At 45.5% G+C, this 15,026-nt stretch carries 15 protein-coding genes and 1 tRNA gene; 13 read left to right on the top strand and 3 right to left on the bottom strand.

The window, feature by feature from the left end; genetic code table 11:
* Window positions 1-71 precede the first annotated feature (71 nt).
* Window positions 72-371 carry a septation regulator SpoVG gene (gene spoVG / locus CZ360_RS09245; RefSeq protein ID WP_077533926.1) on the bottom strand — a complete coding sequence of 100 codons (300 nt, stop codon included), beginning with the start codon at window positions 369-371 and terminating at the stop codon, window positions 72-74.
* Between the two features lie 248 nt (window positions 372-619).
* Between spoVG and murC the strand changes: the two genes are divergently transcribed.
* The 3 genes from murC to CZ360_RS09230 all read left to right on the top strand — a co-directional run bounded on the left by murC (window position 620) and on the right by CZ360_RS09230 (window position 3,172).
* On the top strand, window positions 620-1,996 hold the full coding sequence (murC, locus tag CZ360_RS09240) for a UDP-N-acetylmuramate--L-alanine ligase (protein ID WP_267872683.1): 1,377 nt from the start codon (window positions 620-622) through the stop codon (window positions 1,994-1,996).
* Window positions 1,997-2,106: 110 nt separating this feature from the next.
* The gene (locus tag CZ360_RS09235; RefSeq protein ID WP_077533925.1) at window positions 2,107-2,907 is read left to right on the top strand and encodes a helix-turn-helix domain-containing protein; all 801 of its coding nucleotides are present in this window, start codon (window positions 2,107-2,109) and stop codon (window positions 2,905-2,907) included.
* Between the two features lies 1 nt (window position 2,908).
* Window positions 2,909-3,172, top strand: coding sequence for a helix-hairpin-helix domain-containing protein (locus tag CZ360_RS09230; RefSeq protein ID WP_077533924.1), 264 nt, complete (start codon window positions 2,909-2,911; stop codon window positions 3,170-3,172).
* 18 nt (window positions 3,173-3,190) lie between these two features.
* On the opposite strand, the gene rbr is transcribed toward CZ360_RS09230, so the two are convergent.
* Complete coding sequence (gene rbr, locus CZ360_RS09225; protein ID WP_077533923.1) at window positions 3,191-3,727, bottom strand: rubrerythrin; 537 nt, start codon at window positions 3,725-3,727, stop codon at window positions 3,191-3,193.
* Window positions 3,728-3,845: 118 nt separating this feature from the next.
* Here rbr and CZ360_RS09220 point away from each other — a divergent pair.
* The 3 genes from CZ360_RS09220 (at window position 3,846) to CZ360_RS09210 (ending at window position 6,054) form a co-directional block, all read left to right on the top strand.
* Window positions 3,846-3,921 (top strand) — tRNA-Pro (locus CZ360_RS09220).
* Window positions 3,922-4,140: 219 nt separating this feature from the next.
* A complete protein-coding gene (locus tag CZ360_RS09215) occupies window positions 4,141-5,091 on the top strand; it encodes a sensor domain-containing diguanylate cyclase (protein WP_077533922.1) in 951 nt (316 codons plus the stop codon).
* A 519-nt stretch (window positions 5,092-5,610) separates the two neighbouring features.
* Complete coding sequence (locus CZ360_RS09210; protein WP_077533921.1) at window positions 5,611-6,054, top strand: zinc ribbon domain-containing protein; 444 nt, start codon at window positions 5,611-5,613, stop codon at window positions 6,052-6,054.
* 479 nt (window positions 6,055-6,533) lie between these two features.
* On the opposite strand, the gene CZ360_RS09205 is transcribed toward CZ360_RS09210, so the two are convergent.
* Window positions 6,534-7,490, bottom strand: coding sequence for a helix-turn-helix transcriptional regulator (locus CZ360_RS09205; RefSeq protein WP_159438210.1), 957 nt, complete (start codon window positions 7,488-7,490; stop codon window positions 6,534-6,536).
* 279 nt (window positions 7,491-7,769) lie between these two features.
* Between CZ360_RS09205 and CZ360_RS09200 the strand changes: the two genes are divergently transcribed.
* The 7 genes from CZ360_RS09200 to CZ360_RS09170 all read left to right on the top strand — a co-directional run bounded on the left by CZ360_RS09200 (window position 7,770) and on the right by CZ360_RS09170 (window position 14,997).
* Window positions 7,770-9,605 (top strand): ABC transporter ATP-binding protein, encoded by a 1,836-nt coding sequence (locus tag CZ360_RS09200; RefSeq protein ID WP_077533919.1) that lies wholly within the window; start codon window positions 7,770-7,772, stop codon window positions 9,603-9,605.
* Window positions 9,571-11,313 carry an ABC transporter ATP-binding protein gene (locus tag CZ360_RS09195; RefSeq protein WP_077533918.1) on the top strand — a complete coding sequence of 581 codons (1,743 nt, stop codon included), beginning with the start codon at window positions 9,571-9,573 and terminating at the stop codon, window positions 11,311-11,313. The genes CZ360_RS09200 and CZ360_RS09195 overlap by 35 nt, the downstream gene beginning before the upstream one ends.
* Before the next feature lie 11 nt (window positions 11,314-11,324).
* Entirely contained in the window at window positions 11,325-11,933 is a 609-nt protein-coding gene (locus CZ360_RS09190; protein WP_077533917.1) for an MptD family putative ECF transporter S component, read from the top strand.
* Window positions 11,933-12,664, top strand: a complete 732-nt coding sequence (locus CZ360_RS09185) for an energy-coupling factor transporter transmembrane component T family protein (RefSeq protein ID WP_077533916.1) — start codon at window positions 11,933-11,935, stop codon at window positions 12,662-12,664. Before CZ360_RS09190 ends, CZ360_RS09185 begins: the two co-directional genes overlap by 1 nt.
* Entirely contained in the window at window positions 12,661-14,085 is a 1,425-nt protein-coding gene (locus CZ360_RS09180; protein ID WP_143530216.1) for an ABC transporter ATP-binding protein, read from the top strand. The genes CZ360_RS09185 and CZ360_RS09180 overlap by 4 nt, the downstream gene beginning before the upstream one ends.
* Window positions 14,086-14,108: 23 nt before the next feature.
* Window positions 14,109-14,474, top strand: a complete 366-nt coding sequence (locus tag CZ360_RS09175; protein WP_077533914.1) for a metal-dependent transcriptional regulator — start codon at window positions 14,109-14,111, stop codon at window positions 14,472-14,474.
* 214 nt (window positions 14,475-14,688) lie between these two features.
* Window positions 14,689-14,997: a winged helix-turn-helix domain-containing protein gene (locus CZ360_RS09170; protein ID WP_229408034.1), complete on the top strand. Its 309-nt coding sequence runs from the start codon at window positions 14,689-14,691 to the stop codon at window positions 14,995-14,997.
* Window positions 14,998-15,026 lie beyond the last annotated feature (29 nt).

The raw sequence follows: 15,026 nt of genomic DNA, 5'->3' as shown, positions 1-15,026 counted from the left end.
TGCTAAAAAAAGCACGGTGCTTCTCACACCGTGCTTTTTTCTTCCAATCCTATGTTGAATCGGAAGTATTTCTATTCAGGCTGTTCCGATTCGTTTTCCGCCATAAGCTCCTGCGCCTCTAATTCCTGCTGATAAGCCTCTAAAATTGCAGTTTCAATATATTCCCGCGCCTGGGCTGAAATTGGATGGACTACATCCCGGAAGGTTCCATTTTCTTCTCTGCGGCTCGGCATTGCAACAAAAAGCCTGGTTGGGCCTTCAATTACTTTGATATCATGGATTGCCAGCATATCATCTACCGTGATGGATACAACCGCTCTTAATCTGCCGTCGTTTAATAGTTTTCTGATTCGGATATCTGTAATATTCATTTTGCGTCATCTCCCTCGGTTTGGTTCATTGGCTTTTAGTTTGTACCATTATCATAAACGATAAACTTTAAAAGATTACGGTAGAAATGTTTACTTTTTTTGAACATTTCAAAAGTTTTTACAGTTTTCGATCTTTTTTGCTTAATTATATGAATTTTTGTATTAAGATATAGAAAGTTGTTAAAACAGAAACTTTTGTGCTATAATATTAATAAGGTCTACATTGGGATGAGAAAGGTTTGGTCTTTGTGAACTTAAATGACAGTGTTTTAAAAGATAAAAAGCATATCCATTTTATAGGGATAGGCGGTTCCGGGATGTATCCCCTGGCGCAGATTCTCCATGCGCAGGGTTATTATCTAACCGGTTCAGACAACAATCCGACTGATACGCTCGAGCGGGTCAAGGAGATGGGAATTCCCGTCATAGTTGGACAACGGGCTGAAAATATTAATGGTGCCGACCTGATCGTACATACTGCGGCGATCATGGCGGATAATGAGGAATTGATTGCAGCGAAGGAAAGCGGTGTTCCAGTTTTGGAACGCAGCGATCTTTTGGGAATTCTGACCGGGCACTTTGACAATGCCGTCTGCGTAAGCGGGACGCATGGCAAAACTACTACTTCTAGTATGCTCACCCAAATTTTCATGGATGCCGGCTCTGATCCGACGGTGGTAATCGGCGGAAAGCTTCCCTCTATCCAAGGAAGCGGGCGGATCGGCGAAAGCGGGAATATGGTCTGTGAAGCCTGTGAATTTATGGATCATTTCCTGAAATTGCAGCCGGACATCTCCCTGATTCTCAATATCGACGAAGACCATATGGAGTATTTCAAAACCTTAGAAAATCTGATTGCCTCGTTCCGCAGGTTCGCTTCTAATGCCAAAAAATTTGTGGTAGCAAACGGTGACGACCCGAATACCTGCCGCGCCGTCAGAATGCTGTCAAAGCCGGTCAGCACCTTTGGCTTTTCGTCCGATAACGACTACTATCCGGAACAGATCAAAACGCTTGACGGGGTTCACACCTGTTTTGATCTCATGCATCGGGGAGAAAAGCTGACAGAGATCGACGTATTTGTCCCTGGTAAGCATAACGTTCTCAATGCAGTCGCCGCCTGCGCTTGTGCAGTCGAAAGCGGGATTAGGCCCGAATCCTTAAATCTGGGAATGAAAAACTTCAAGGGCGCCTGCCGCCGGTTTGAGGTGCTGGGCCAGGTAAACGGGATTACCGTAGTTGATGATTATGGACATCATCCGGCGGAAATCAAAGTGACGCTGGAGGCCGCAAAATCGATGAACTTCAAACGGGTTATTGCAGTGCACCAGCCGTTCACCTATTCCCGTACCGCCCGCCTGCTCGATGATTTCGCCGAGGTGTTGCAGATCGCCGACCTGACTATCCTAAGCGAGATTATGGGATCAAGGGAAAAAAACACCATCGGGATCTATGCCCGAGACCTCGCCGAAAAAATCCCGGGCTGTGTCTGGTTCCCGGAATTTGATGAAATTTCCGATTATGTTGTTTCGATCGCACAGCCCGGTGATATTATTATCACGCTTGGCTGCGGGGACGTCAATAAATGCGCCCACATGATTGTAGATAAGCTCAAGCGGAAATAGAAACCGCCGGCCTGCCCTTTTTCATGAAAAAGGGCAGGCTTTTCCATTGCAATCCAAAATGGCTTATGATAAAATATTGAGTGAAAAAACTGTAGGAAAAGGGACTTGCTATGATCACTTATTATGAAAACCGGGAAGTACCGTTTGACAGCTATCTGACCAAGGATCTCACTTTTATGCTCCATCTGCATAAGCAATTGGAGCTTGTATATGTTACAGAAGGTTCGGTTTCTCTCAAGGTGGACGAGCACAATAAAACGCTTTCCCAAGGTGAACTCGCTATTATTTTTCCCAACAGCATCCATTCCTACGAATCCGGCCAGCCCAGCGAGCTGCTGCTGGTAATTCTTGAGCCAGAGCTGGTAGGTGACTATGCACAAATCCTAAATAAAAATCAGGCCGTCAACCCATTCCTGCTGAAAAGCCAGATTCATCCGGATATTATTTATCTTCTTCCCTATCTTATCCGTTACCGTCAGCAGCCGATTTCCCGAAAGCTTTTAAAGGGATATCTGGCTATTCTCGTCGGACGGGTTTTGGAGCAAGTAGAACTAATCCCCTCCAGCTCAAAAACCGATGCGGATTTGGTTCACCGCGCACTCTATTACATTAACCGTCATTTTACCGAACCTCTTACCCTGCAGTCAATTTCCTCAACGCTCGGATTCAGCAAATATTATTTGTCCCGCTGCTTTTGCGAAAAAACCGGGTGTAATTTTAATCAATATCTAAACTCCCTGCGGATTGATTATGCTAAACGGCTGTTAGAATCCTCCAATCTGAGCGTAACCGAAATAGCATACGAATCCGGCTTTGAAAGCCAGTGCACTTTTTACCGCGCTTTCCGGGAAACGTCTGGAGCAACGCCCAATCAATACCGCAATCAATTCCAAAAGCAGGAGGGCTTTTAGCATGAAAACAGAGCTGCGAAAAATTCCGGGAGTTGGAATAGAAACAGAAAAGGATTTAATCCGTCTTGGCTATCCCACCATTGCCTCTTTAAAGGGAGCCAATCCCGAAGAACTATATGAGCGCGACTGCATTGAGCAGGGAGTCCAGATCGACCGTTGTCAGCTTTATGTTTATCGATGTGCCGTTTATTATGCCAGCACGGAAAATCCTGATCCTCAAAAATTAAAATGGTGGTACTGGAAAGACAAACCGCCAGCCAAATAAACGGCTGGCGGTTCTCCATTAATAATTTTCAGCTAGGATTTGGAAAAAAGCCTTTAAATGCTTGCAAACTGGACACATCTCCGGTGCCTCTTCTCCCTCGTATTGGAATCCGCAAACCCGGCACTGCCAAACCGCTTTACCATCCTTACGGAATACTTTGTCATTCTGAACATGATTGGACAGCTGCTGATACCGTTCTTCATGGGTCTTTTCGATTTTACCAACCTGTTCAAACAGAAAAGCAATATCGTCAAAGCCCTCCTCTTTTGCAGTTTTTGCATACTCTGCATACATCTGGGTCCATTCAAAATTTTCCCCTGCAATCCCATCCTTTAAGTTTTCTTCAGTTTGGGGAATTCCCTCATGCAGCAGCTTAAACCAAATTTTCGCATGGGCTTTCTCATTATCAGATGTTTCTTTAAACAATGCTCCGATCTGTTGAAAGCCATCTTTTTTGGCCTGATCACTATAATACTGATATTTCGTATGAGCCTGTGATTCGCCTGCAAATGCCGAAATCAGATTTGCTTCTGTTTTACTGCCTTTTAATTCCATAGGCTTACCATTCCTTTCCTTATCTTGATATTTTTAGTCTGAACAAATTCATGAAATTTTATACGAGAAGATTTCAATTTGACAATTGCGTTACTTTTCGATATAATAGAAAAATAACCGGGGTGTGGCGCAGTTGGTAGCGCGCTTGACTGGGGGTCAAGAGGCCGTGGGTTCAAGTCCCGTCACTCCGACCATATGAATGTTGCTGTCAACATTAGAAAAAGGAGAGCCTTTATAGACTATCCTTTTTTTAATTTGTCCGAGGTCTACGAAGCTTAGAGCGAGGCAGCTTGTCTGCCGAAACAAAACAGCTCTTTGGCTTCTGCGCCTGCAGGCGCATTTTAAATAGGAGTATTTGTATAGAAACTGATGTAAGCTTGTCAAAGCTACAATGACCGAAGGAATTGGATTCTATGTTAAATGATACGGTAGAGACAGAAACTATAGATGTTTTGGAAGCGAAACAATTTAAAACACGTCTGAGCATCGCGCTTAAGACTGCAAAAATATGTGTTTTTGAGGTTGATATCGTCAATCAGTTGTATACCTTTTTTGAAAATTCAGAAGATATATTCGGTGTTTCTGGTGCAGAGATACTAAAAGATGTTCAGCCATACAGCAAGCTTTCTCCCGCCGCGTATGAAAAAGCTGTTTCCGAATATTTTTCACACCCGGATGATGCTGCAGTCATCGACAAAGCCTTTCAGTCTATTTTTGCCGGGAAAGCAACTACCTATGAAGCCCGCATGAGAGCCGGCGGCTCTGATTTTATTTGGTGTAAGCTGGATGTGACGCCTATTATTGAAAACAATGTGCCTGTTAGGATGATCGGCGTGATTACTGATATTACAGATTTAAAAACCAAAGCAGATAAGCTGGAGCAAGCTGTGAGACTTGACGGATTCACAGGCCTTTATGATAAAAACAACTCCATAGATCTGATTCGGAAAGCATTGCTCCAAAAAGCGGATCGGAGTCATGCGCTCATATTACTAGATATTGATAACTTTAAAATGTTTAATGATTTATACGGTCATACTGTGGGCGACCAAATTATTCGGCTGGTGGCAGACACTTTAAAAACATCTTTTAGAAAAACTGATATTATCGGCAGGTTTGGCGGAGACGAGTTTATTCTTTTCGTCCAGAATTTTCCTGATCTCGAATGGCTTATAGAAAAACTTCAGAAATTAGTTGCGTGCCAAGAAGGCAATTATTGTTGTACAAACAGCATTGGTATCTCTATTTTCCCACAAGACGCAAAGGATTTTAACTTGTTGTTTGAAAAAGCGGATAAAGCGCTGTATCAATCAAAGTTGACCAGAGGAGCCTATTCTTTTTTCGGAACACCTATTGAGAGCTGAATTGCTGAGATTTAGTCGTCGCTATGTATTTTGTTATATGTTATATGCCCTTATTTAAAACGGTGTACGGCCATTGTTTCTTTCCCCTTCAAACTGGACACAACAACCAAAGAAGTTAAAAATAGAGTGATGAAAACAAAAAAGTTTTGAAGCCCAAACTTTATTGTCCGATTTGAAAGCAGGCAGAAACCGCTTAGGTCTCGGAATATTCGATTTTATTTGTTTGGATGTTTTGTTATTTCGAGGATTTAGGCCTTCAGCTCTAAAATCCGTTAGCATCTTTTTTGTCCCTGAATAAGACCCGCTTTTTGACAAATTTGTTCGAAAAGCGGGTCTTGTTTTATCCCCAATGCTTTGACAGCTTGGCTTTATTAAAATTTTCGCTTTGTGCGGCTATGCCTGTCATATCAGCTGTTTATAGTATTGAGAATTCTATCGGGAATAGCAACAGCGAGTTGCTTGTTAAAAACACAGCATAAGGCTATAATAAAAACAGAACATTTTTAAGGGGGAACGTGTATGGAGACACGAAATATTCTCAAGAGCTTACGTGAGCAAAATCATCTTACACAGGAGCAAATGGCGCAGCGCCTCCAGGTTACTAGACAGGCAGTGAGCCGTTGGGAAACGGGAGAGACGCAGCCTAATACAGAAACGTTAAAAATAATATCGCGGGAGTTTGATATATCAATCAACACACTTCTTGATTCTCCTCGGCAGCTTGTCTGCCAATGCTGTGGCATGCCTTTAAATGAAGATCATTTGATTAGTCAAGAATCTGACGGCAGCTATAATGCGGATTATTGCAAATGGTGCTATGCTGATGGTAAATTTGTATATCGATCGAAAAAGTCGCTGCTGGACTATTTGGTTAAACATATGCCTAATCCCGATCATTTAGATGATGACATAAGGCGTGATCAATTTGATTTGTATATTTCACAGCTAAAACACTGGAAATAATTTTATTATGTTGATTCCCGTATAAGAAAACAAATACAGGAACTGTTTGAGGAGCAGCAGCCAAACGTATACGCATCATCTGGGAAAGTAGTTATTGTCTGGCATGTATCGCGGCAGAAACAATCCTGAAAAAACCGGCTGTATGGTAAAGCTCTGTTTCAGAGAAAAAAAGGCTGTCCGAATGGCAGAGGAGCATAAAGAAGTATTGCGAAAATACTAACCTATGCCAAGTGAACGAGAAATAAGAAACCTCTATGTGAATGGACGAACCATTTGCATAGAGGTTTTCTTTTGCTTCTTAAAATTTTTCAGCGTCCGCAGGACGCGCAGCCGTCACCGAATGGGGACGATCTTGGGGGCTTGGGGGTTATCCCTCAACAAGCATTTTGGCCGGGGCAATCCGGCCAAAATTGCAAAGCATGTATATGTTTGCATTGCTTGCCAATCTGTGAAAACAGCCTATGAATATAACTGAATTTCTAATTGTTTTGAAGCAATACTCGGACTGCTTGCGGCGTTTCTCCAAATCTCTGCTGAAAGATATGGTAGAAATTTGATACTCCATGATAGCCAACTGCTTTTGCGATGTCGCCAGTGGACATATCGCTTTTTTCAAGAAGTTCCAGAGCAAGTTCCATCCGCAATGCCCGAATGTATTCCCCAATGCTTTTGCCTTCTGTAAGCTGAAATGCTTTTTGGAGCTTGTTTTTGTTAAGAGCAACGCTTTTGCTAAGTTCAAGAATTGTGGGAACACTGCCGATGTTTTCTTTAATCAATCGTTTTGCCTGTAAAACGGCTGCAATTTCATCTTCACTTAGGTAAACAGGCGAAGCCGAAGTATATCGCTGCATCAAATCCAGCAGATAACTCGCAGCAGTCAATCCCTGTCCACGCATCCAAAGCTGAAATGCGTCTCCTGCAAGTGGGCAATTTTCAATACGCCGATAGACAGATAACAACTCCGGCGAATGAATCTCATTGCAGGTTAGAGATTGTTTAGCATCCTCCCAAAAGCTGTCATAAAGAGACACGTTATTTTCTCGAAAAAAAGATTCCTGAAAATACATTCCCCGAAACCGGAGCCGCTGCCCACCGGATATTTTCATAAAAAGAGGAACCGGAGAATTAAATACGTAACAGTCTATGCCGTTGCGGGATTTCCTCATTTCGGATTTTCGGTTATAACTAATCATTTGTCCTTCTTCCGTAAAGCCGATTCCTATATATCTCTGTTGGATTTGTGAACGGAACACTATATCCTTTGGAAATATAACGTCAACAGAAGCCACACAAAAACCATGCAAATCTCCCCAAAACCGGACATAGGAAGTCTTATCGAAAAAAGTAAACAAAGTGCAGTTCCCAATTTCTTTTTGTTCGGCTCCCAGAGAACCATAAAACAGCAATGTTTCATCTATATTATGAATTGTAATCATAGTAATCACCTCTATACGGAAATGGCACATCCTTTTCTGTTTTGGCACGATTTTTGGTTAGCAAAAACTAACTATTGAGATAAAGTATATCAAGAAAACCGCTTAAAATCAAGGGGTTTCCGAACAGCATAGGATAATAGTGTTGTGTTTTAGGCACTGTAAGGCCGCTTGACGGAAAGCAGGAAGTGTTGCATAATGTCCGTTGGTTAGCTTGCGCTAACCAACGATAATCACTTGTCTTTCCGAACAGTGAATTTGAAAGGCAGAGAAAGGAGAACTATGAAAGAGACAAAGAAAAACGCTGTCCTGCGGGTATTCCAAACTGCGCGATGCAGTTCTGCCCGATATATCATTGGCGTAGCCTGTTCCTCTGTCAGCATATTGCTGTCGGGTGTTCCATTCTATACGATCTACCAAATCGTCCGTATCTTTCTGGAAGCATCCTTGAATCATACGGCTGTAGACGTGTCCGCTGCATGGCTGTGGGCGGGAATTACGCTGGCAAGTATTGCCGTTGGCATAGCGCTTTCAATTATCGGCAGTTTTGTTTGCCATTCCTGTGCCTTTCACGCGCTCTACGGTTTGCGCATGAGGATTCTGAATCACATGGGCAGGCTGAATCTGGGCTTCTTCACAGGAGGGCAATCCGGTGCGGTACAAAAGACCATGAATGATAACATCGAGAAAATGGAAAATATTATCGCCCACGATGTATCGAACCTCATAGGAGCCGGTCTTTTGCTGGTTTCGCTGTCGGCGCTGCTGTTTTCCATCAATGTACCGCTTGCTTTGACGATTGTTGCCGCATTGGTGCTCGCGTTTATCATTCAGTTTTCGGCTTTTGGAGGGAAGCGTGGGCAGAAAATTTGGACGGATCTCAACCGTTCTTCCACAGAACTGGACGCGGCATTTTCAGAGTATGTGTCCGGGATGGAGGAAGAAAAAATCTTTGGAAAGCCGGAGGCTGCGGCTTTACGGCTAACCAATCTGATAGAGAAAAATCAGAAAAGCATGATGGCTTACTTAAAACGGGTTACGCCTATTTACGGAGCCTACAAAACCATCACGCTCTCTGTGCTGGCTTTCATTTTAGCAACAGGATGTGTCCTGCTGTATCTGAATCCCGGCGATCACGGCTTGATGATGGAATTGTTGATGTTTTTAATTGTAGGACCGGCAGTCATCAGCCCACTGATGGAATTGGTGGAGTTTGGCGCAGACCTTCGGAATCTGGCTGTACGGATGGATCAGATTGAGGACGTTATGAAGATGGAACCGATAACGGAAGGCGCGTGCGATACCCCGCCGGTTTCTGCGGAGCTTACGTTTCAGGATGTGAGTTTTTCCTACCAAAAAGCGGCTGATCCTCTGCGGCGCATGGCGCTGGAGCATGTCACAATGCACATTCCGGCTGGTTCTTTCGCGGCTTTAGTCGGACCGTCGGGCGGTGGAAAATCCACAGCTGGGCAACTGCTGGCAAGATTTTGGGATGTGGAAAGCGGAAGTATCTCGATTGGAGGAAAGGATATACGTGACTATTCCACCAAGGCGCTTATGAATACGGTTGCCTTTGTATTTCAAGATACCTATATATTCGCTGAAAGTGTGTACGACAATATCGCCATGCACCAAAATGTAACTCAAGAAGCAGTTGAGTATGCTGCAAAGGCCGCACGCTGCCACGATTTTATTCAGGCATTACCGGAAGGCTATCACACCAAATTAGGTGACGGCGGGCACAAATTATCCGGTGGAGAAGCGCAACGCATTGCCATTGCAAGAGCGATTCTGAAAAATGCCCCGATTGTTGTGCTGGATGAAGCGATGGCTTTCGCGGACGCGGAAAACGAACTGGCGCTGCGGGAAGGTATGGCAGAATTACTGAAAGGAAAAACCGTTCTGATGATCGCACATCGCCTCTACTCCATCCAGGACGCAGATATGATTTTCGTTTTGGAAAACGGACGGCTGAAAGAAAGCGGGACGCACAAAGACTTGCTTCAAAAGCATGGTCTGTATGCCCATCTGTGGGACATTCAGAACGAAACCGAAAGCTGGCGAATGAAAGGAGGGACAGCACATGTTTCAGATAATCCGGCAATTCACCTTCCATAGGCCGAAGGACATCATTCAGCCCACCGTATGGCTGTTTCTTTCGCAGGCGTTCAGTATGCTTCCAGCAATTCTGGCGTATATGGCAATCTATACGCTGGGGCAGGCTTTTGTGCCGCCTTACACATTGGATTTGCAGCTTCTTATCACGCTTGCCGCCACAGGTTTGGGATATATCCTGCTTCAATATGGAATAGAGATGATAACCTATTATTTCACTTACGGGCGCGCCTACAGTGATACGGCGAAAAAACGGATGGCATATATCCAAAAGCTGCGCCGTCAGCCGCTGGGATTCTTTTCGTCCAAAGAGTCGGGAGAATTGATCAGTTCCTTTGCCAATGACTTTTCAAACGTGGAATACACACTCTGCTACTGGCTGCCCTATCCCATTGGTGTGGGAGCACTTTTGGTGATTTCCATTGTATGGATAGGCATTTACGACTGGCGTATGGGGATTGCCATGTTTGGAATGTTGCCAATCTGCGCGGCAATTATGTTCGGGATTGCCCGAATCAAAGAAAAACACAGCAGGCAGGTCATGGCTGCAAAAACCCATGCGGCTACGCAAATCAATGAATATCTTCATGGTATGAAAGACCTGAAGGCATATCATCGTACAGGAGACGGATTTCATGCTTTGGAAACGGCCATGCGGAAATTGCGGGATGAATCGCTGAAAGAAGAAGCAGTTGCAGGCAGTTTGTCCACCTTGTGTTCTTCTTTGGTAAAGTTCATTGTTCCCATTACGGCTGCGGTTGGGCTTTATCTGCTGATCGGCGGCACACTGTCTGTTTTGGATTTTGCAGGCTTTCTCGTTTTAGCGACTAAACTGGTAGAAGCGGAGTTGATGATTGTCACCAGCATATCCGCGCTGCGCGGGATGCTTCCTTCCGGCGAGCGGTTAGACAAGGTGATGACAACAGACGAGCCGCCCGGCAAAGAACAGATGGAGGCTGGCAGTGCCTACTCTTTTGAAGATGTTTCTTTCCACTACACGAAAGGACAGGAGATTATTCAGGGAGTTTCCTTTGATACGCCTTCCGGTTTGCTGACTGCATTGGTAGGGCCATCAGGAAGCGGAAAATCCACCCTGCTTCGCCTGATGGCGCGGTTTTGGGATTATCAGAGCGGGCATATTTGGATGAATGGCAAAGACATTCGTGAAGCTCAAACGGACAGTCTGCTTTCCAACATTTCTATGGTCATGCAGAACGCCTATTTATTCCGTGGAACCATTCGGGATAATCTTTGTTTTGGCAATGAGAGCATTACGGAAGAACAGATGATAAAGGCGTGTAAGCAAGCCCGCTGCCATGATTTTATCTCTGCCCTGCCGGAAGGATATGATACGGTTATTGGCGAAGGAGGCGCAACGCTTTCCGGTGGTGAGCGCCAGAGGATTTCCCTTGCCAGAGCATTCTTAAAAGATGTACCGATTCTTCTGCTGGACGAACCAACCGCATCTTTGGATGCGGATAATGAGGCAATGGTGCAGAAAGCGCTGGACGAGATTTCCAAAGAACGCACAGTCATTATGATTGCGCACCGATTAAAAACAGTACGCAGCGCCGATCAAATCCTCGTATTGCAGGATGGGAAAATCATAGAGAAAGGAACCCATAACCAGCTTGCAGGGCAAAAAGGATTATATGCCCGGCTGTGGGGGCTGCAAAGCCAAGCTGGAGATTATACATTCAAACAATCTTAGGAGGTTTTCAAATGAAAGAAAAGGTATTAGGTCTGAAAGAATTTGTCATTGTCCTACTGCTGGCCTGCGTGGAAACAGCCATCGCCATCGTCGTTGCCATGCCATTTGCCGCTAATTTGCAACTGGTATATTTTCTGGTTCCCGGCCTTGCGGGGTTGATTAACGGTATTATCTACGTCCTACTTATAAAGAAGTGCCCGAAAATCGGCACGCAGTTTATCATCCCAATGATTTATGGTCTGTACTTCCTGTTTACGGGCAGCGTCTATGTATTTGCGTTTTTCGCAATTCTGGCGGTTGTAAACGAACTCATTATGCTGGGCGGCGGGTACAGAAGCAAAATCCGGCCTGCCATCCCTCATGCGCTTACATGGATGCTCAACTCAATGGGCAGCACGCTGACCATGCTGCTGTTCCGCGATAGTTTGGTACAAAGCTATGTGGCTATGGGCATGGATGCTGCCAGTGCGGACGCGGCTATCGCATCTTTAGAAGGATTCTGGCTGGCCCCACAGAACATTGCAATCGCTTTGGTCGCAGCCGCAGCTTTGTCCATTGCCGGATATGCGCTGGGCATGAAAATGCTGGGCAAACATTTTAAGCCTGCCGGAGTTGTGTAATGGAAAAACGAAAGCAGAGCTATTTCCGGCCAGACCCACGCACATGGTTGCTGCTCTGCCTGCTGGGGATTGCCTCGATCCTGCTGGTTCACTCTGAAATCGGAGGATTATGCCTGTTCCTGGGGTGCCTGCTGATCCATTTGCTGACAGGAAAGGCGAATAAAATCTTGCCCTATGCGTTGTATTACCTCGTTTTTTATGGGATAGGCTGGGCAGGTGTGAGGCTGCTGGACAGCAATGTGGCCTTTTCAGTGAGTTCCATGCTGTCCAGTATTGGAATTGTCGGGAGGAAAATATTGATTCCCTTGTCCTTTGCCACCGCCCTTGCCGGAGAAGCTACCGGCTCTCTGATGGCGGCTTTGCAGGCCATGCGTTTCCCAAAGGCTGTCGGGATAGCGGTTGCGGTAGTTTTACGATTTTTCCCAACGATCTCCGGGGAATACCGGGCCATCCGTTCTTCCCAGCGGTTTCGGGGAATTGGGGTAGGCGTGGTTCACACGCTTACCCATCTTCCTTCTACAGTGGAATATATTTTAATCCCACTGATTTTAAGAACGACAAAGGTGGCAGAAGAACTATCCGCGTCTATGACAGTGCGCGGCGTGCGTTTTTCCGGTGAAACTATCAGCTACCGCCCCATCCATTTTAGCTGGAAGGACGGCGCTCTTTGTGTATTTATGGCGGTGATTGCCGGTGCGGTTTTTGTGCTGGAGAAAGGAGGGGTTTTGTGATCGAATTAAAGAATGTCTCCTTCTCCTATGCGAACAACTGTGAGAACAGTGGGCTGCGCCGCATTGATTTGACGGTTAAGAAAGGCGAACTGATTATTCTGGCGGGTAAAAGCGGCTGTGGCAAAACAACTTTGACGAGGGTTCTCAACGGGCTTTGTCCGCAATTTTATCCGGGAAACCTTACAGGCAGCTATTCCCTTGATGGGCAGGACGCACTGAAAATGCCCATCCATCAGTTAGGCACAATGGTTGGCAGCGTATTCCAAGACCCACGCAGCCAGTTTTTTACCACTAATACGACCGACGAAATTGCGCTGGGCATGGAGAATATTCCATTGGAGCGCGCTGTTATGCAGGAACGGGTAAAGGCAGTATGCGCACAGATGAACATTGACCGGCTGCTCGACCGGAGAATATTCCCGCTGTCCAGCGGAGAAAAGCAGCTTATTGCGATTGCGTCCATCTGTGCTATGGAACCCAAAGTGATCGTGATGGACGAGCCTTCCGCAAATCTGGACAGCGATGCTATGGTGCGGTTGGGCACATTGCTCTACCGGCTGAAAGCAGCCGGGCATACCATTATCCTTTCAGAACACCGTTTTCACTATGTACGGGATTCCTTTGACCGGCTTGTTTTTATGGAAAATGGTGCAATTTCTGCTATTTACGATCATAATGAAGCGTTGCGGTTGAAAAGAGAGCAGCTTGCAGGCATGGGGCTGCGTCCCTTTGAGGCACCGGCTTTTCAGGTGGGCGGCGCTTTTCAATCAAAACCGGAGGATACCTTGCAGGTTTCTGAAATCTCCTGTATGCTGGACGGACGGCAGATTTTAGAAGAAGTTTCTTTTTCAGCGAGAAGCGGAAAAATCCTCGCTATTGCGGGACCGAACGGCGCTGGAAAGTCTACCCTGTGCCGGACAATCACCGGATTGTACCGGGCGATGGGAACGGTGCAGATTGACGGGGAATATCTGAAACGTAAGAAGCGTACAAACCATTCTTTTTTTGTGCAGCAGGATTCCGATTACCAGCTTTATGCCCCGACGGTTTTAGATGAATTTTGGATTGGAAAAAAAGAAACGCCTGCTCGAAAAGAGACCGCTTTGGCGAAATTAAAGGAAATGGGGCTGGACGCTTTTCAAAACCGGCACCCAGCCTCGCTCTCCGGCGGTCAAAAGCAGCGGCTGCTTTTGGCGATTGCGGCAGCCAGCAGCAGAAGCCTTCTTGTATTTGACGAACCTACAAGCGGATTGGATGGCTACAATATGCGGCTGACCGTGCAGCTTTTCAAACAGCTTGCAAAGGAGGGCAAATGCCTTCTTCTGATTACACATGACATGGATTTAATTGCCGAAGCCGCTGACTGCGTTCTATACCTCGAGCAGGGAAAAGTGCGTTACCATCGCAATGTGCTGCGGTAAGTGTAGGAAAAGGAGGTATGCCAATGGCTTTGACATCAGCGATGGAGGATTATTTAGAAGCTGTATTTATGCTCCAGAAACAAAATGGTTATGTCCGCTGCGTGGATGTTGCAGAGCAGTTAGGGGTAAAAAAGCCTTCCGTAAGCCGGGCAGTCAAGGAGCTTTCTAAATCCGGTCATCTTGTTAAAAATGCCAACGGCACACTCTCCCTGACAGAAACAGGATTGCAGTTTGCCGAGCAGATTTACGAAAAGCATCGTTTTTTTACAGAACGGCTCATAGCGGCAGGTGTAGACCCCATAATAGCAGAACAAGACGCTTGCAGTATTGAACATGCAGTTAGTGCGGAGTCTTTTCAAAAGTTAAAGAAAGCATTTGATGATGGTTAGGTGGTGGTGATATGGGAAATTAGCCGTACTTGATTTAGCTGAAACCGGCAGACAGATCGGAGAAAAACTGTTTGCTCTGCTATCCGTAGAGCAACGGAGGGAACTTGCGCAGTTTGTTTTCGAGGGTGAGACAAACTATACCGATCCGATTTCTTTACCATATCAGGCCATCTTTCGAGGCAAATATACCATTCCACAGCAGGCCAAGCACCCTTTGACGGAAATCCGCAAAGATGATTTATACTTCTGCTTAGAGCAAAGACTTATTACGGTTCGTGAGCAGATAATCGAGCTAACCGTCAAAGAATTTGAAATCTTCTCCCTGCTTATCCTAAATCCCAAACGGGTATTCACCTATGAGATGCTTATGGATTTGGTATGGAATGAGGACTATACCTACTACTCCCGCAAGGCAGTCAATAACCATGTAAGCAACTTGCGGAAGAAGTTAAAGATTGCTCCTGATCTCCCGGACTATGTGAAAAGCGTCTACGGTATCGGGTATAAATTTGAAGAACAATAACAAGGACAAGGTGGGACAGCGTTGTATGC

It is taken from the genome of Massiliimalia massiliensis (genome assembly GCF_900155615.1).
GTDB classification, from domain to species: domain Bacteria; phylum Bacillota; class Clostridia; order Oscillospirales; family Ruminococcaceae; genus Massiliimalia; species Massiliimalia massiliensis.
Note: the sequence above shows the minus strand (reverse complement) of the source record. Positions and strands in the feature narration are given on the sequence as shown.